Origin of the sequence: Ligilactobacillus sp. Marseille-Q7487 (genome assembly GCF_949152225.1) — a bacterium.
Taxonomy (GTDB): Bacteria; Bacillota; Bacilli; order Lactobacillales; family Lactobacillaceae; genus Ligilactobacillus.
In genome coordinates this window covers 659,312-676,046 of sequence record NZ_CASCJC010000001.1, presented here as the reverse complement: position 1 = coordinate 676,046, position 16,735 = coordinate 659,312, and the positions used below count along the sequence as shown (strand labels likewise).

The 16,735-nt window shown below is 34.4% G+C and carries 21 protein-coding genes, 2 tRNA genes and 1 pseudogene; 4 read left to right on the top strand and 20 right to left on the bottom strand.

The window, feature by feature from the left end:
- Positions 1 to 41: 41 nt before the first annotated feature.
- A complete protein-coding gene (locus QM017_RS03370) occupies positions 42 to 1,127 on the top strand; it encodes a M42 family peptidase (protein ID WP_282708853.1) in 1,086 nt (361 codons plus the stop codon).
- Between the two features lie 119 nt (positions 1,128 to 1,246).
- A tRNA-Gln gene (locus tag QM017_RS03365) sits at positions 1,247 to 1,319 on the top strand.
- A gap of 77 nt (positions 1,320 to 1,396) precedes the next feature.
- On the opposite strand, the gene QM017_RS03360 is transcribed toward QM017_RS03365, so the two are convergent.
- From QM017_RS03360 to QM017_RS03330, 7 genes are all read right to left on the bottom strand, one after another.
- Positions 1,397 to 1,525, bottom strand: a complete 129-nt coding sequence (locus QM017_RS03360; protein WP_178198025.1) for an IS3 family transposase — start codon at positions 1,523 to 1,525, stop codon at positions 1,397 to 1,399.
- Between the two features lie 133 nt (positions 1,526 to 1,658).
- Entirely contained in the window at positions 1,659 to 2,264 is a 606-nt protein-coding gene (locus tag QM017_RS03355) for an IS3 family transposase (RefSeq protein WP_282708852.1), read from the bottom strand.
- Positions 2,265 to 2,333: 69 nt separating this feature from the next.
- Positions 2,334 to 2,534, bottom strand: a complete 201-nt coding sequence (locus QM017_RS03350; protein WP_282708851.1) for a hypothetical protein — start codon at positions 2,532 to 2,534, stop codon at positions 2,334 to 2,336.
- Between the two features lie 264 nt (positions 2,535 to 2,798).
- Positions 2,799 to 3,107, bottom strand: coding sequence for a hypothetical protein (locus tag QM017_RS03345; RefSeq protein ID WP_178198045.1), 309 nt, complete (start codon positions 3,105 to 3,107; stop codon positions 2,799 to 2,801).
- 126 nt (positions 3,108 to 3,233) lie between these two features.
- A tRNA-Glu gene (locus QM017_RS03340) sits at positions 3,234 to 3,305 on the bottom strand.
- A gap of 649 nt (positions 3,306 to 3,954) precedes the next feature.
- Entirely contained in the window at positions 3,955 to 4,470 is a 516-nt protein-coding gene (locus QM017_RS03335) for a metallophosphoesterase (RefSeq protein ID WP_178198044.1), read from the bottom strand.
- A gap of 12 nt (positions 4,471 to 4,482) precedes the next feature.
- A complete protein-coding gene (locus tag QM017_RS03330) occupies positions 4,483 to 5,079 on the bottom strand; it encodes an XTP/dITP diphosphatase (RefSeq protein WP_178198043.1) in 597 nt (198 codons plus the stop codon).
- 157 nt (positions 5,080 to 5,236) lie between these two features.
- On the opposite strand from QM017_RS03330, the gene QM017_RS03325 reads away from it, so the two are divergent.
- Positions 5,237 to 5,683, top strand: a complete 447-nt coding sequence (locus tag QM017_RS03325) for a YslB family protein (RefSeq protein ID WP_282708850.1) — start codon at positions 5,237 to 5,239, stop codon at positions 5,681 to 5,683.
- A 171-nt stretch (positions 5,684 to 5,854) separates the two neighbouring features.
- On the opposite strand, the gene trxA is transcribed toward QM017_RS03325, so the two are convergent.
- From trxA to cdaA, 11 genes are all read right to left on the bottom strand, one after another.
- On the bottom strand, positions 5,855 to 6,163 hold the full coding sequence (gene trxA, locus QM017_RS03320; RefSeq protein WP_178198041.1) for a thioredoxin: 309 nt from the start codon (positions 6,161 to 6,163) through the stop codon (positions 5,855 to 5,857).
- Between the two features lie 74 nt (positions 6,164 to 6,237).
- A complete protein-coding gene (locus QM017_RS03315; RefSeq protein WP_282708849.1) occupies positions 6,238 to 8,598 on the bottom strand; it encodes an endonuclease MutS2 in 2,361 nt (786 codons plus the stop codon).
- Positions 8,599 to 8,620: 22 nt separating this feature from the next.
- Positions 8,621 to 9,121: a CvpA family protein gene (locus tag QM017_RS03310; protein ID WP_178198039.1), complete on the bottom strand. Its 501-nt coding sequence runs from the start codon at positions 9,119 to 9,121 to the stop codon at positions 8,621 to 8,623.
- A gap of 8 nt (positions 9,122 to 9,129) precedes the next feature.
- On the bottom strand, positions 9,130 to 9,378 hold the full coding sequence (zapA, locus tag QM017_RS03305) for a cell division protein ZapA (protein ID WP_282708848.1): 249 nt from the start codon (positions 9,376 to 9,378) through the stop codon (positions 9,130 to 9,132).
- Positions 9,379 to 9,462: 84 nt separating this feature from the next.
- Complete coding sequence (locus QM017_RS03300; RefSeq protein WP_282708847.1) at positions 9,463 to 10,062, bottom strand: sugar O-acetyltransferase; 600 nt, start codon at positions 10,060 to 10,062, stop codon at positions 9,463 to 9,465.
- 17 nt (positions 10,063 to 10,079) lie between these two features.
- Positions 10,080 to 10,373 (bottom strand): DUF1292 domain-containing protein, encoded by a 294-nt coding sequence (locus tag QM017_RS03295; protein ID WP_178198036.1) that lies wholly within the window; start codon positions 10,371 to 10,373, stop codon positions 10,080 to 10,082.
- Positions 10,374 to 10,389: 16 nt separating this feature from the next.
- Positions 10,390 to 10,818, bottom strand: coding sequence for a Holliday junction resolvase RuvX (gene ruvX / locus QM017_RS03290; protein WP_178198046.1), 429 nt, complete (start codon positions 10,816 to 10,818; stop codon positions 10,390 to 10,392).
- Positions 10,819 to 10,830: 12 nt separating this feature from the next.
- On the bottom strand, positions 10,831 to 11,091 hold the full coding sequence (locus QM017_RS03285) for an IreB family regulatory phosphoprotein (RefSeq protein ID WP_178198035.1): 261 nt from the start codon (positions 11,089 to 11,091) through the stop codon (positions 10,831 to 10,833).
- Positions 11,092 to 11,134: 43 nt separating this feature from the next.
- The gene (gene glmM / locus QM017_RS03280; protein WP_178198034.1) at positions 11,135 to 12,484 is read right to left on the bottom strand and encodes a phosphoglucosamine mutase; all 1,350 of its coding nucleotides are present in this window, start codon (positions 12,482 to 12,484) and stop codon (positions 11,135 to 11,137) included.
- A 23-nt stretch (positions 12,485 to 12,507) separates the two neighbouring features.
- Positions 12,508 to 13,623, bottom strand: coding sequence for a CdaR family protein (locus QM017_RS03275; RefSeq protein ID WP_178198033.1), 1,116 nt, complete (start codon positions 13,621 to 13,623; stop codon positions 12,508 to 12,510).
- Positions 13,620 to 14,459, bottom strand: coding sequence for a diadenylate cyclase CdaA (gene cdaA, locus QM017_RS03270; protein ID WP_178198032.1), 840 nt, complete (start codon positions 14,457 to 14,459; stop codon positions 13,620 to 13,622). Before cdaA ends, QM017_RS03275 begins: the two co-directional genes overlap by 4 nt.
- A gap of 180 nt (positions 14,460 to 14,639) precedes the next feature.
- Here cdaA and QM017_RS03265 point away from each other — a divergent pair, with 180 nt between their 5' ends.
- Positions 14,640 to 15,299, top strand: coding sequence for a DUF1361 domain-containing protein (locus tag QM017_RS03265; RefSeq protein ID WP_282708846.1), 660 nt, complete (start codon positions 14,640 to 14,642; stop codon positions 15,297 to 15,299).
- A 118-nt stretch (positions 15,300 to 15,417) separates the two neighbouring features.
- Here QM017_RS03265 and QM017_RS03260 read toward each other — a convergent pair whose 3' ends face one another.
- Positions 15,418 to 16,305 carry a GRP family sugar transporter gene (locus QM017_RS03260; protein ID WP_178198030.1) on the bottom strand — a complete coding sequence of 296 codons (888 nt, stop codon included), beginning with the start codon at positions 16,303 to 16,305 and terminating at the stop codon, positions 15,418 to 15,420.
- Between the two features lie 27 nt (positions 16,306 to 16,332).
- Positions 16,333 to 16,729: pseudogene (gene rbsD, locus QM017_RS03255) on the bottom strand (D-ribose pyranase).
- Positions 16,730 to 16,735 lie beyond the last annotated feature (6 nt).

The following is a 16,735-nucleotide window of genomic DNA, read 5'->3' as shown; positions in this document are numbered from 1 at the left end:
TAAAAATATCAGTTATTTTTTCATGAAAGGTGGTCCTCATTTTGGACAAAACTTCACAAATCAATTTAATCAAGGAATTTGCCGATGAATATAGCGTACCTGGTTTCGAACAAGCCATGGTTAAACGCTTCTTGAGCTATGCTAAAAAATATGGTCAAACCGAAGTCGATGGCTTATTTAATGCATATGTCGCACGCCATGAAAACAATGGACAAAAGCCTCTTGTTCAACTCGATGCTCATTCTGATTCGGTTGGTTTTATTGTTCAAGCCGTTCGTCCCAACGGTTTAATTAAATTTGCCACACTTGGTGGCTGGGTTCCTACAAATATTCCTGCCACTAAAGTTGTCATCAAAAATAAAGAAGGCAAATATATCAAAGGAGTTGTTGCAACCAAGCCACCTCACTTCATGACTAAAGAAGAGTTAAATCAAGTCCCTGTAATTGCCGAAATGTCAATCGATGTTGGTTCATCCAGTCGGCAAGAAACAATCGATGAATATAAGATTAACACAGGGTGCCCAATCTTTGTCGATGCTACTTGTGAATATTTTGAGCAAACAGGCCTATTCTTAGGCAAAGATTTTGATAATCGCCTTGGAGCAGCAGCATTGATCGATGTTTTAGATCAATTACAAGGTCAAAATTTAGCAGTCGATGTGACAGCTGCCTTATCAAGCCAAGAAGAAGTCGGCTTACGAGGTGCTCATGTTACAGCACGCAAGCTTAATCCCGACTTAGCAATTGTTTTTGAAGGTTGTCCATGTGATGATACTTTCACCCCTGATTGGTTGGCTCAAACAGGTTTAAAACGCGGACCAATGTTACGTGATTTAGATACAACATTCATTGCCAATCCGATTTTTGAAGAATTCGCAGCTAATCTTGCTGATAAACTTAATATCCCTTACACACGTTCTGTTAGAACAGGTGGAGGAATGAATGGAGCTGCCATTGCATACTGGAACGGAGCTCCAACAATCGTTTTAGGTATCCCTGTGCGTTACGAACATACCGCCTATAATTGGGCAGCTTTGAGTGATTACCAAAACGCCGTTAAAATTGCGGTTAATGTTCTTAAAGAATTAGACGAAAAAACAATTGCATCTTTTAAATTAGCAGATTAAAAAAATAAGCTTTATTTCACAGAATCGTGAAGTAAAGCTTATTTTTATGCGTCAAAATAGATATTTTGTCGGTTGACAACTATTTCAAAAAAGGTCTATACTAAAGAAGTTGATTTTATTGGGCATTCGCCAAATTGGTAAGGCAGTGGACTCTGAATCCATAATTTACAGGTTCGAACCCTGTATGCCCAATCATATATAATAAAAACCTCTTCATCAGCCTAGACTGATGTGTACCCAGTTTTCTGGACACGTTAAAATTTAATAAATTATCCTATGGATGCTTCCTTGTATTTTACAGGAGGCATCCATTTTGTTTTGGCTTTAATCCTTTGATTGTTATAGTAATCGATATATTTACTAATAATTAAATGAGCTGTGATCTTTTTCATATCCATAAAAGACCTCATTTTTAAGTCTTCCAAAGAAAGTCTCCATGACACAATTATCATAACAGTTGCCTTTCCGTGACATCGATTGAATAATCCCGTGTTCTTTTAAGGTATTTCTGAAATACGCGTGCTGATACTGCTATCCTTGATCAGAATGCAATATTAGTCCTTCTATAGATGGGAATTTTTTAAAGGCCATATCAAGCATTCGTTTAATTTGTTCTAAGTTTGGATTTAACGACAAATCATAGGAAATAATCTCATTTGTATTCATATCTAGAATTAGAGAAATATAACACTTTCCCCATGAAAAACTAAACTGCGATACATCTGTAGCCCATTTTTGTAATGGTGCAGGTGTGCTGAAATCTCTATCTATGATATTATCTGTGCTTTTTCCGACTTTACCTTTATAAGAATGATAACTACGTTTTGGTGTTTTTCCTAACAAGTTCATATTATGCATAAGACGTTGAACTCGTTTATGATTTACATTATATCCACAATTCACTAGTTCTTTGTGAACTCTACGCACGCCATATCTACTTTTGTTGCGTTCAAATATTTCTTGAATCTTAGCGATCAATCCTTTGTTTCTAACTTTTACAACATCAACTTTATTTATCTCAAAATAATAGGTAGATCTAGCCATTCGCATGGCTTTTAAAAGATACTTTAATTGATATCCTTCTTTCCGGAGTTCTTTGATGAGCGCTGCTTTTTGGCCTTGAGTTGCGCAGCCCACTTTTCGTGCCTCAAGGCGATCCTTTTTTTATCACTGCAATTTTGGTCTTAATATATTCATTTTCGGCTCTTAACCGAATGAGCTCTTCATATTCGCTTTTTTTAAGTTTTCTTGGTTTTTGCATATCTCTTTTTTCATAGTTGGGCTCCTGAATTTTCGACCTTTCTTTTTATTTCCAAGACCATTATAACCATAAATCTTATATTTTCGAACCCATTGATACAATAAACCACCATTAATACCTGCTTGAATAGCTTTTTCAGCAATCATTTGAGAAATTAATTTGAATTTTTTTCAGGAGTCCAATTTTTATTGAAATTCTTGTGTTTTAAGATATCAAAATCATGTACTTCTTGCATTCGAGCCCATTTTCTCACCATATTTTGATTCCATCTGGTGTTTCAGGCCATTTACCTTCTCGGTATAATTCGATACATTTTATTTTATATTCTTGCGAGTAGCGCATAAAAATAACCCTCCTTACTGGATGTCCAGTAAAGAGGGTACATATCAGACTAGTGAAGAGGTTTTTGTTTATTTAGTTGGTTGCTTTAATTGTTTAGCATACCGCTTAACATTTTTCTTGAGATAGTGTAACAATTCTGTTTCATTTCTAAATTCACGTGGATGTTGTTGTCCATGCAAACGTAAAGTGATCTTATTAATCTTGATTCTACCCGTCCAAGTATAACTATGTTCAACTATAAAACGATTATTGTATTCGCCACCTTTTTTACCAAACTTTAAAACATAAACCTTATCTGGCACCATCAAAGGATTAACATGTTCTTTCATGTAATCAACGTTGTATGCTTTCAAGAAGTTTTTGGTCTTTCTTAACATTTTCCCCCTCCTTATCATCGTCTAATCTATCATTTCATTATAGCACTATTTAGTATTTCATAACACACTAACTTAAAATTTTTCTAAACAAAAAAACCAACGCCAAATCCTTGACCTTGGTAAAAATCACCCGTACGGGAATCGAACCCGCAACTCCGCCTTGAGAGGGCGACGTCTTAACCATTTGACCAACGGGCATTAATCAAATTACTCTTATAATTATACTCTTCAGCCTTTACTTGTCAAACTAAAGTCGTACTTTTTTTAAATAGATATGTTATCATACTTTATGCTACTTCCACAATTCTATCTTTGTATGTTGCTTATATACTTTTTAAAGTATTTGAATTTCAAAAGCGATACACAAGGTTTCTGTCAGAAGCTCTGATACGCTTTCCCTTGTATTTGAGCAATACCATATAACACTCCTTTCTGGATATGGCAAAAGCGGTCAATCTTATGATTAACCGCCATATAAAAGATAATATAATTATCTAAATTATAAAAGCTAACAGCATTGCAAGATATGAGTATTTAGCATTTCGATTTAGAAAAATATACCTCAATCCATACAACAATGCAAAAAACATTACACCAAGACCAGTAATTATATTTCCTTTAGTATGAGATATTCAATTTTTTATTGTTTCAATATTGATGTGTTATGCCATATCTTTGCATATCTGGGATATTTAACGTATCAAGGCTCATTCAATCGTAGTAAATTGATTGCTTTTCTCCCTTGAAAATGCTGATAGATACAGTGTTTTAGCGGATAATCAGCTTTTTAGTTTGTTTTTAGCAAAGAAAATAGCTAATCCCTAAAGATTAGCCATTTTCTTACCAACTAACGCGCAAACTCCCACGCTAATTCTTTTGCCGCGTCAAAATTACGATCATAGTATTGAACCTTGATTTTAGCTGGTGTTGTCTCAACGATTGCTAAGCTACCACCTAAAGCACGATACTGTCCACGTGGATAACTAATACTGCCTGGATTTAGGTATAAACAATTTTCAACATACTCAACTCCTAAGCAATGCGTATGACCAAAAAAGACAAGGTTTGCTTGTTCTTGCTTAGCGGCTAAACTCAATCTATTTAACCCGTAATTGACATCATAAAGATGACCATGTGTCAATAAAATCTTGTCTTGCTCAACTTCTAATAACTTTTTTTCTGCATAATTTTCATAATCACAGTTGCCCAACACAGTTTGATAACCTACTAAAGCTGGTGAATCAGCCGATAAACATGAGTCTCCACAATGTAGCATGTAATCGACTTGTCCTTTAAAATGACGCGCAACTGTTTGTAAAATTTGTGCATCTCCATGATTATCACTGATTACTAAGTATTTCATTTAAAATGCCTCCTAAACTTGCCACCATTGATCAAATTGTTCCATTAATTTTTGAACAGCCAATCCACGATGACTGATTTTATTTTTTTCTTCTGCACTTAATTCCCCAAATGTCTTATCTAATTTTGGATAATAAAATAATGGATCATACCCAAAACCACCTGTACCTTGAGCCTTTGTTAAAATATAACCATATGCATCTCCTGCAACTGCTAATGGTTCTTTTCCAGGGCGAGTCACAACAATCGAACAATGAAAATGGGCTGTTCTTTTCTCATAAGGTACATCTTTTAATTCGGCTAATAATTTAGCATTATTAGCTTGATCATCATGATCACCTGCATATCTAGCTGAATAGATTCCAGGAGCTCCATCTAAAGCATCAACTACAATCCCTGAATCATCAGCTAATGCTGGAACATTTAACATATCGGTTAATGTTTGAGCTTTAATTGTGGCATTTTGTTCAAAGGTTTGGCCATCTTCGACAATTTCTGGAACTTCTTTTAAATCTGCTAAAGTATAGACTTCTAACCTCCTAGGTTCAAAAATTTTCTTATATTCGCGTGCCTTACCTGGATTATTTGTGGCAATCAAAATTTTTTCCATAATTATTATCAATCCCTACTTAACTTAATTTACTATTATTATGCTTTATTACCTCTAGACATTCAAGAGCTACTAACACAAACTTATGCTTATTTTAATTTCATTTTTGGCCAGTAACAAGTATAATGGAATATAGAGATTTTAAAGGAGCAAATCGATGGAAAACGAATTTTATCAATCAGCCGTTCAAACTAATTCATTAGGTACTACATTTGGCACACTTCTTTTGCGTGATGCTTTAATTCCCGAATTAGTTGGCACAGACAACAATATCTTATATTGGATGGGTAAATCTTTAGCACGTAAATTTAAAGTCGCTAACCTCGATAATTTAAGTGCTTTTTATCTAGACGCTAATTTTGGAAAGTTAGAACAAGTCAAAGTCAAAAAAGATGAACAAACCTTCGAGCTTAGTGGGCCAATAGTAAAAAAACGACAAGAGTTAGGGCGAGCTGAGTTCTTATTGGAAGCTGGATTTTTAGCTCAAACAATTCAACAACAAGTCGGTTTTATCACTGAAGCTATCATCGCTAAAACTAACAAAAATGGCGTTACCTTGTTAGTCAAGATCGACTTAAAAGATCCCATTAATGACAAAGAATAATAACTAAATAGCTTGCTTAATATTATAAAACTGTTTATATGACCTGATTGCGTATTTATTTTGCGATCAGGTCTTTTTTGAACTTTTAATCTTAATTATCAATGTCCATAAAAAATACCTTTTAAGCATACTTAATCTGCATACTTAAAAGGTATCATACTCATATTTTTATTATTTTAAACGTGCGATAATCGCTTCTAATTGATCTTTAGAATGATATCCCACCACTTGGTCTACCACTTGACCATCTTTCTTGAAGACAATCGTTGGAATGCTCATTACTCCAAATTGAGCAGCTAATTCTTTTTGTTGATCAACATCAACTTTACCAATTAAAATTTCACCTTCATATTCTGAAGCTAATTGTTCAATTACTGGTCCTTGCATACGACATGGGCCACACCATGTTGCCCAAAAATCGATGATTGCTAAACCTTCATCTGTCTGTGCGAAATTTTCTTTTGTAAATTCTACTGCCATTTTTTACCCTCCCACTATACTTTAGTAAGTAAATTTTACCATATTTTTCTTGTTTTGCAAATATTTTTGTCTGATTATTTGAAATAAACTACTGTTGCTCCATTACCACCTGCATTAGGTGGGGCAAACTCAAACCGTTTAACCGAACGATGCTGTTGCAAGAAATTAGTAATTCCTTGGCGTAAAGCCCCTGTTCCTTTCCCATGAACAATTGTTACCGATTGATATCCAGCCAACAAAGCTGCATCTAAATAACGATCAACTTCGGTTAAAGCCTCTTCATAACGCTTGCCACGTAAATCTAGATTTGGTGAAACATGACTACTACGTGCTGATTTCACACTCGTATGCGCCCGTGTTGTCTTAGATTCATTGACTTGAATTTTTTCAAGATCATCTTCATCTATTTTCATCTTTAAAATACCGATTTGAACTTCCCAACTATGCGCCCCATTCTTTTTTAATAAGACGCCACGTTGCCCATAAGTTTTAACTAAGACATCATCGTTAGGTTGGAAACTTTGTTGTTTTTTAGCCTTTTTTAATACCTTATTTTTTTGCAAATTAAGTGGTTGTTCTAAAGCATTCAAGCGTCCTTTAACATCTGATAACTCATTTTCTTTAATATTAGCGGCTGATTCTAACTTGAGTTTACGCAACTCTGAAATTAATTCATCTGCTTTTTGTCGTGTTTGTTCTGTAATTTCATTAGCTTGCTTTCGTGCTTTTTCTAGCATGCTTTCACGTTCATTTAAAAACTTATGATAGTTATTTTCTAACTCTTCATGCAACTGCTGAGCTTGTGTTAAATAGTGTTTAAACATAATCTGCTCTTCTTTAGCATCTTGACGCTTTTTAACCAAATCTGCAATCATCTCATCTAATTCTTGACTATCTTTTGAAATCAATTGACGTGCATTGGCAACAATTTGTTGATCTAACCCTAAACGATAAGAAATATCAAAAGCATTACTGCGTCCAGGAATTCCTAAAAGTAAATGATAGGTTGGATGCAAAGTCTGGCTGTCAAATTCCATCGAAGCATTAATCGTTTTAGGGCGTTGATAACCATAGGCTTTAAGCTCTGGATAATGAGTAGTCGCCACCACATAGCTACCTTTTGCACCTAAATCATCTAAAATTGCAATCGCTAATGCTGCGCCTTCTTGCGGATCAGTTCCTGCGCCTAATTCATCAAATAAAACTAATGAATGTTCATCAGCATTGTTTAAAATTTCAACAATATTGGTCATATGAGATGAAAAAGTACTCAAGCTTTGTTCAATCGACTGTTCGTCACCGATATCTGCAAATATTTCTTTAAAGACTGCTAATGTGCTTTCTTCACCAGCTGGAATAAACAAGCCCGATTGTCCCATTAATTGAACTAAGCCTAGTGTTTTAAGCGTAATTGTTTTTCCCCCAGTATTAGGTCCGGTAATCACAATAGCTTGATAATCTTTACCTAGCAATATATCGTTTTTAACAGCTTTTTTTGCTTCTAATAATGGATGCCATGCTTTTCTTAAATGAATTTCGTTATTCTCAGATAATAACGGTTGCGTTGCATTAAGTTGCTTAGCATATTTAGCCTTAGCATTAACAAAATCTAACCGAGCCAAAATTTGAGCATCTAATGCCAGTTGCTTTGTATAAGGTGCAAGTTGCTCAGAAAAAGCAGCTAGAATACGATTAATTTCTTCTTTTTCAGCTACTTGTTGTTGTTTCAAACGATTATTTAATTCTACCATTGCTCGTGGTTCAACAAATAATGTTTGTCCAGACGAACTTTGATCATGAACAATCCCACCAAAATAAGTGCGATACTCTGATTTAACCGGAATAACATAGCGATCATTACGAATAGTAACAACAGCATCACTTAAATATTTAGCATCCTTGCCTTTGGTCAACTGTGCAAGTTGTTCTCTAATTTGGCTTTCTGTCGTTGCTATTTGTCTGCGTAAACTTTTTAAAAGTCCTGAAGCTTCATCAGTAACATAACCATCAAGTTCAATTGCAACTAATAAATGTTTACTGATTTCAGGCAAAGTTTCTAGACCATCTACTAAATCATAAAGCTGACTAAGTTTAACTTCTTCTTGCTTTAATTTAGCAAAAAAACTTTTTATCTCACCGCTACAACGTAAAAGCCGACAAATAGCCGCTAATTCTTTAGCACTTAAGTTTGCTTGAATTTCTAAACGTTTTAGTTGTGCTTTGATACTAAATAACTTACTAAGCGGTAAATCACCTTTTAAACGTAAAATATCGACTCCATCTTTAGTTTCTAAAAGTTGTGTTTGTACTGCCAAAAAATCACTGCTTGGCTTTAATTGTTCTACAATTTCTAAGCCATCTTGTGTTAACAGATATGGTTTTAATTCTTGTTTTACTTTAGCGTATTCTAATGTCTTACAGACCTTAGGATTCACAGATATACCCTCCTTTCAAAACTTAAAATTGTTGCCACCACTGTATTAATTCATTTGAAAATATTGGTGTCTGATTAAGAATCCATTCAACTAAGGCAACATTATTGAGCGACTGTTGAATCGTAATTGCTGGCCAATCTTTTAATAATAATAATCCTAAAAAAACTACTACATAGGCAATTAAAAATCCTAAAATACCTCCAGCTAAAGCATTAAGCTGTGCCAAAAGTGGTAAACGAAAAATTTTATTGGCAAATCTTTTTAAAATCCTAAACAGCAAAGCACCTAAAAAAACAAGTAGCCAAAAAGCAAGTAACCGATATAACCATTGGCTAGTTAGTGATTGATTTAAACCATTTGTTAATTCTAATAACCAATCACCTAAAGGCATTGCAAACAAAAGAGCACAAGCAAAAATAACAATATAGCCAGTAAAGCTCAATAAAGTATTAATTAAACCTTTTTTAAATCCATGTCGAAAAGCTAATAACCAAATGAGGATGATAATTAACGATACTATCATCTCACCACCTACTTTTCTACTTGTTTAGTCATTAGTTCATCTAATTGTTCTTGTTTATATAATTGATCTGAAACCGCATTAATCGCCAATAAAATTGCTGCTTTTTCAGGACTTAAATTTGGCATCATCTCTTTAATTTCAGATAATTGTTGTTCAACTAATTCTACGACTGCATTCATGTGTTCTGGGGTACTTTTACCAATTATGGTATAAGTTTGATTAGCAATTTGTACCTTAAAACGCCGCTTATCTGTCATCTTTTTTCCTCCCGTTATTTCTTGTTATCATTATAACACACAAAGGGATGCTCTTTGATTGAGCATCCCTTTGTGCATCTAAGCTTAAGAATCTAAATTATCCATGATAATCTCTTTATCCTTAAAATAATAGTACCTATCATGTTCACCGATTGGACGTAAAACACGACAAAGATTACCTACTGCTACGACATTTGCTGGTAAATCCTTGGTAACAACACTCCCAGTGCCAGCCACAGTATTATCACCGATTGTCACACCACCAACAACAATCACCCCTGCTCCTAACCAACAATTTTTCCCAATCTTAATGAGTTGATTATGTTGGTAAGCTTTTTGGCGTAATTCTGGTAAAATTGGATGTCCTGTCGTTGCTAAAACAACATTAGGTTCAAACATAGCGTAATCACCGACATAAATATGTGTATCATCGATCACTGTTAAATTAAAATTTGCATACACTGATTTCCCTAAATGTAGGTGCTTACCGCCCCAATTAGCATGGAAAGGTGGCTCAATATAGCAATCTTTACCAACTTCTGCTAACATTTCTGTTAACAGATTTTGTCTTTTTAAAGTCTCACTAGGTCTGGTTAAGTTATAGTCGTAAACTTTTTCTAAACATTTTTGTTGCTCTAAAACTAATTTTTCATCGCTTGGAAAATAAAGTTTTCCAGTATGCAAGTTATTTTATTCCATCATTAATGCATATTTTCATCGTTGATAAATGTATCTAAGACACCTTCAACCATATCCCATTCTTCGTCGCTTTCAATATCATGCAACTCAGCTTCTGTTGCTTCACCATCTTCGTTTGGATCAAACGAAAATGCTAAAACGTCAACTTGTTCTTCTGGTTCAGAACCAGCTGGAATTAGTAAAATATATGATTTGCCATAATCTTCAGATTCAAATGTAAATAAAACTTCGTATAAAGTTTCATTGCCTTGATCATCAACTAATGTAATTAATTCTTGGTTATTTTGTTCACTCATTTTATTTCCTCATTTCTTATAATAACTCTAATAATTTTCCTTTACGATTCAAATAATTTTGTAAAATTAAGCCTGCTGCTAACTTATCAATGACTTTCTTACGTTTTTTTCGTGATGTATCTGCTTGTTCAACAAGCATTCTTTCAGCTTCAACTGTTGTTAAGCGTTCATCTTCAAAATCAACAGGCAAGCCAAAAGTAGTAGTTAATAACTCCCCATAGGCCTGACTTGCTTGTGCTCTAGGACCTAACGTATTGTTCATATTTTTGGGTAACCCTAATAAAAAGCCCACCACTTCATATTGATCAACTATTTCTTTGACACGTTCGATGCCAAATTCACCTTGTTCCTCATTGATAGGAATAATTTCTAATCCTTGTGCAGTCCATCCTAGCTCATCACTAAGAGCTACACCGACTGTTCGTGAACCTACATCTAAGCCCATGATTCGTCCCAATTATTTATCCTCCTTATCCAAGTATGAACGAACTAGCTCTTCAATAATTTCATCACGTTCATGCTTGCGAATCAAGTTACGTGCATCATTGAGTCGCGGTATATAAGCCGGATCGCCTGAAAGCAAATACCCTACAATCTGATTAATCGGGTTATATCCTTTTTCTTCCAAAGCCGCATAAACCGTAGTCAACGTATCATGGACATCTTTTTGATTGCCATCTTCAAAATTGAAATACATTGTTTTATCCAGTGAACTCATTTTTTGCACCTCCATGAAAAGCCCTTTTTACCTCAATAACTTTTTAAACACCCATTTGCCGTTGAACAACATCTACGATTTCCATTACATATTCATGAACTAATTCTTCCGTCTTAGCTTCGGCCATTACACGCAATAAATCTTCTGTTCCGCTTGGGCGAACCAAGACGCGTCCTTCATCACCCATCTTAACTTCAACATTTGCGATTGCTGCTTTGATTTGTTCATTATCTAAGGCCGCTTTTTTATCAGTAACCTTAACATTAACTAATTCTTGTGGATACGTAATTACTTCATTAGCTAATTCAGATAACTTTTTACCTGTTTGCTTCATAACATTTAGTAATTGTAAAGCTGTCAACATTCCGTCACCAGTTGTATTAAAGTCTAAAAAGACGATATGCCCTGATTGTTCACCACCAATATTGTAACCAGATTTACGCATTTCTTCGACAACATAGCGATCGCCAACTTTAGTTTTGACAGAAGTTAAACCTTCCTTTTCCATGGCTTTATATAAACCAATATTACTCATAACGGTTGTTACGATTGTATCTTTTTTCAAACGGCCACGTTCATTCATATATTTACCACAAATAAACATAATCTTGTCGCCATCAATAATGTTACCTAATTCGTCTACAGCAATACAACGATCGCCATCACCATCAAATGCAATCCCAGCTTGCACACCTTTTTCAACTACAAATTTAGCCAAAGCTTCAGGATGAGTTGAGCCTACACCTTTATTGATATTCAAACCATCTGGATTGGTTGCCATCAATTCAAAGTCAGCACCTAAATCAGCAAATAAATGTGATACTAAACCACTAGTTGCCCCATTGGCTGCATCAATTGCAATTCTCATTTCTGATAAATCATCTGGAATTGTTTGTTCTAAAAATTGAGTATATTTCAATGCAGCTTCATGATAATCATTGACTGTACCTAAACCTTCAGCTGATGGACGTGGCAAAGTATCTTCTTTTTCCAATAAATCTTCAATTTCTTCTTCTTGTTCATCAGATAATTTATAGCCATCTCCGCCGAAAAACTTAATACCATTATCTTGTGCAGGATTATGTGAAGCTGAAATCATTACCCCAGCATCAGCTCCTTGAGCACGAACCAAATAAGCAACCCCTGGTGTTGTAATTACACCCAAAGAAAAAACTTCAATCCCTACGGAAAGCAATCCTGCAACCAAAGCTTGTTCTAACATTTGTCCAGAAATTCTAGTATCACGTGCTACCAACACACGCGGTGCACGCTTGGTGTCTTTAGCATGTTGGGTTAAAACGTAACCTCCACAACGTCCTAATCTAAAAGCCAATTCTGGACTTAATGATTGATTTGCAATCCCTCTAACACCGTCTGTACCAAAATACTTCATTATTCATATCCTCATTTCACAAATTAATTTTTATTAGTTGCGCTCGAGCTCGAAGAACTAATTTGACTACTACTTGAGCTACTTGTGGCACTTTGATCTTTATTTTCATTATCTTGTGTTTGATTGTTTTCCACAGTTGATTCTGCTGATGAACTTTGCGCAGCGTCTGTTACCGTAATCTTTACCATGATGGTATCTGGTGCAACAGATGTTATTCCTGCCAATGTGGGTGTAATCTGAATTGTTCGCGTTAAAGATTCATTAACCCCTGTAATTGAAACAGGAACATCTAAAGTCGTTAATTTACTTAATGAATCTTTAGTTCCATAAACTATGACAGATTTAGTATCAGAATAAAAACTATACCGTTTATTATTCAATCCAGTTCCACTAGAAACTAAATTGATATTTACTCGCTTAGATGTTGTAGCTTGATAAATCGGAACAGTTACACGTACTGTTTCAGGACTTATTACTGTATCTAAAACTTTGCCATTTTTATCGATTGCTTGCAATAATACGCTTTTTGTAACGGTTGTTTTAGTTCCACTAGCTAGTTCTACATCGGCTACTACACTTTCAATTTTTGCTATGTCAGCTTTAGAGCCAATAACCGTAACAACTTGTCTGCTAGCACTTGCATTACCAGCAGCATAACTTTTGGCAATTTGACCCGGATCAAAACGAACTTGTACTGGTAAAGTTGCTATAGCTTTTTTGCTAATCTTGACTTTGATTTTTTCAGGTTCAATTGCAGCAGTAATTTCTTTATTTAAACCTGAAGTTTTTAAAGCAACTGTATGTGTTCCAAGTTTTAATTCAGCTAAATTAACATATACATCGAAGTTTCGCGTATTTTCAGCTGCTGTCACCAATGCTCTTGGACCAGTAAGTTTAACTTTAACAGTTTCTGGGCAGCCTACAACAAAATATTTATCATCATCGATATTAACTTTTAAAGGCAGTTCAACTGTAACAGATTCATTTGACATTAAAGCCGTTCGTTTAACATCTGGTGATTGTCCATTAGTACTCATCCCTACTTCGGTACTAACATAAGTAAAAAGCATTAAAGTAAAAACCAACGAAATCAACGCATAAATAACTTTAGCACTAAGAAGGTCTTGAAATTTTTTCAATGCTTTTTCCCTCCTTTAAACAATCCATCTATCACGCGTAAAATTCCTTGATTTTTAGACTCCGTTTTAGGAATCAATTCATTTTTTAAAAGTTTCAAGTAGTCTTGTTGGGTTAAATCACGTAACAATTCATTATTTTTAGTGATTGTCACTCCACCTGTTTCTTCTGAAACAACAATAGTTAAGGCATCAGTAACTTCACTAATTCCAACAGCAGCTCGATGTCTTGTCCCCAATTCTTTAGGAATTAAATTACTCTCAGACAAGGGTAAATATGCTGCTGCGACCGCAATCTTATTATCTTGGATAATTACAGCGCCATCATGTAATGGAGTATTTGGAATAAAAATATTAATCAATAAAGCTCCTGTAACATCTGCATCAAGACGAATTCCAGTCTCAATATAGTCCTCTAAACCAGTTTTCATCTGCAATGTAATTAACGCACCAATACGTCGCTTTGACATATATTGAATAGCTTGATCTAAAGCTTCAATCAATTTTTCTTCGGCTTCATTTTGCTTGCGATTGTATACCCAAATCGAACCACGTCCTAGGTGCTCTAAACCACGGCGAATTTCAGGTTGGAAAATGATGATAATCGCAATAATACCCCAATTAATAATTTGGTCCATTATCCATGAAACAGTCTCTAAACCAATATACCAACTAAGTAACTTAATCACAACAATGATGATAATTCCTTTAAAAAGTTGGACTGCTTTTGTTCCACGCAACAACATCATCAACTTATAGATTACAAACCAAACAACTAAAATATCTAGCAAATCAACAAAATGACGCCAGGTAAGTAAACTACCCAAGTCAAAATCCAAAGCATCTTCCTCCTTTACCAAGGTTTCTTTTATATTATAGCATGGATAGATCACCTTTCTCAGTATTATTTTTAACTAGAATTATTTTAAATATTAAATTTATTTGAAGTTCAATAAATTCTATGTTAAAAATGAATTAGACTGTTACAATTAAAGTAACTTAAATTATGGGTGAATCTTATGCAAAAAAAATATTGCTGGCTTGTTAGAGGCAGTTTTTTATTATACTTACTTTACATTTATTTGACCGTTTATTCTCAAAATCAAGCTTATAGTTTTCTCTTATTAAATACATTTTTAGGATATATACCAATTGAATTAGCCATGCATCTTAAAGTCAAACAGCATTCAGCTATTTTTAGTGGAATATTAATTTTATGGTTGTTATTTTATCCTAATGCGCCTTATGTATTAACTGATTTATTTCATTTAGCGCGCTTTAATCCATATGATTCTAGGACAGGTCTTATGCTATTTGATTTAAAATTATGGCTACAGTTTACTAATCTAGTTATTGCCGCTTTGGGCTGTAGCCTTTTAGGAATGTGGAGCTTAGATTACGTTACTACAACCTGTTTGAAGCGCTGCAAACTTGAAAATTTTTTCTTTAAGCCTTTACTCATCTTGATTTTTAATCTAATTGCGTCAATTGGCATATATATCGGACGTTTCGAACGTTTGCATACAGCTTATTTATTTATTGATCCTAAATGGACGCTAAATGAGATTTCAACAATTTGGAATGAAAAAATGTTTATTTTCGTTATCTTCATGACCTTGATTCAAACACTAATTTGGTTTTGTTTAACACTTTATCGTTACAGCAACTCCAAAGCTTGAATTCGTACTAAAGACAACTTTATTGATACCTTTCCTCTTTGTCATCTAGCAAAGAGGTTTTTTATTTACATCGTTTCTATAAAAATAGAACTGATAGAAAATTCTACCAGTTCTGTTTTTAAATCAATACTGTAATAGTAGCTGCAATCAAAATCAAAATTAATCCAACAACTGTAACTATCATTTCCTTAGATGTTTTCTTTTCTCCTAAAAACCAAATCCCTGTTAATGTGGCTAATACAACCGAAGTTTGTGACAAGATAAAGCCAGTCGCTAAACCATTCATATCAGGTTGTGCAGAAATTAAATAAGTTAATGCCGCAAAAGCAAAGAAAAAGCCTGAAAAAATCTGTTTATAAGAAACAACTTGAGCAAACGCAAAACTTTGTTTATCTTTGAATGTTAGAATTAATGAATACACAAACGCAACCAAAACCATTCCAATTGCTTGTGGTAAAAAAGCATGCATGCCATCAATTGTTGTTGCTTGTGGCGCTGCTGAATAAGCCCAATAACCAATTTCTCCAACAGCCAACCAAATTACCGCTTTTTTCATCATTCCTGTATCTTCAGCCGTTTTTTGTTCTGACCAAACCGTCATTTTAGCGCCAATCATAATTAAAATCAGCGCAAAAGCTCCTAAAAGTTTAGCCGTCATTGCTGGCCAATTGCCTAAGAAAAAAACACCCCATAAAGAAGCCCCTAGTAATTGAAATGCTGTTGTTACAGGCATAGCTCTAGAAGCGCCAATCATTGTAAAGCATTTAAAAGTAATAATCTGTGCAACAGCCCAACCGACTCCAGATAAAATAGAAAAAATCAAATCCTTACCAGTTGGAAAAGTTAGGCCATTTAGCACTGAATAAACAGCTGCAAAAATCAATGTTCCTAAACTGGCCCCAGTAATTTGATTAACAGGTCGCCCGCCTATTTTAGAGGCAATTGTTGGAAATAACCCCCAACCTAACAACGGTCCTAACCCAATTAATAATGCTTCTAATCTCATCTCTTATCCTCCTAGAAATTTACGTTTTTAAAAAACGACATTACTCTCTAATAAAATATTTGCATATGGTGTCATTTCACCTGTTCGAATGAACGCATGACAATTATGCAACTCTTTTTTCATCTCTTCATGCTCAATAAAAGTAGTCGGTGTTTCAGGCAAACGTTCTTGAATTGCCGCTAACATCTGTGGATTATGTGTTTTAATCTCTTGTGCCAAATAAATCCTTTGTACTTCTAACTCTTCTAAAACATTATTTAAAATATTCATAAAGCTTGGAATACCTTTGGTTAGTGCTAAATCAATTTTTTTCAGTTGTTAATGGAACTGGCATTTCAGCATCACCAATACCTAATTTATCAAAGTGTCCCATTTGAGCAATTACGCGTGAAATATCTGAATTAATCACTTTTGTCTTTTTCATTTCACC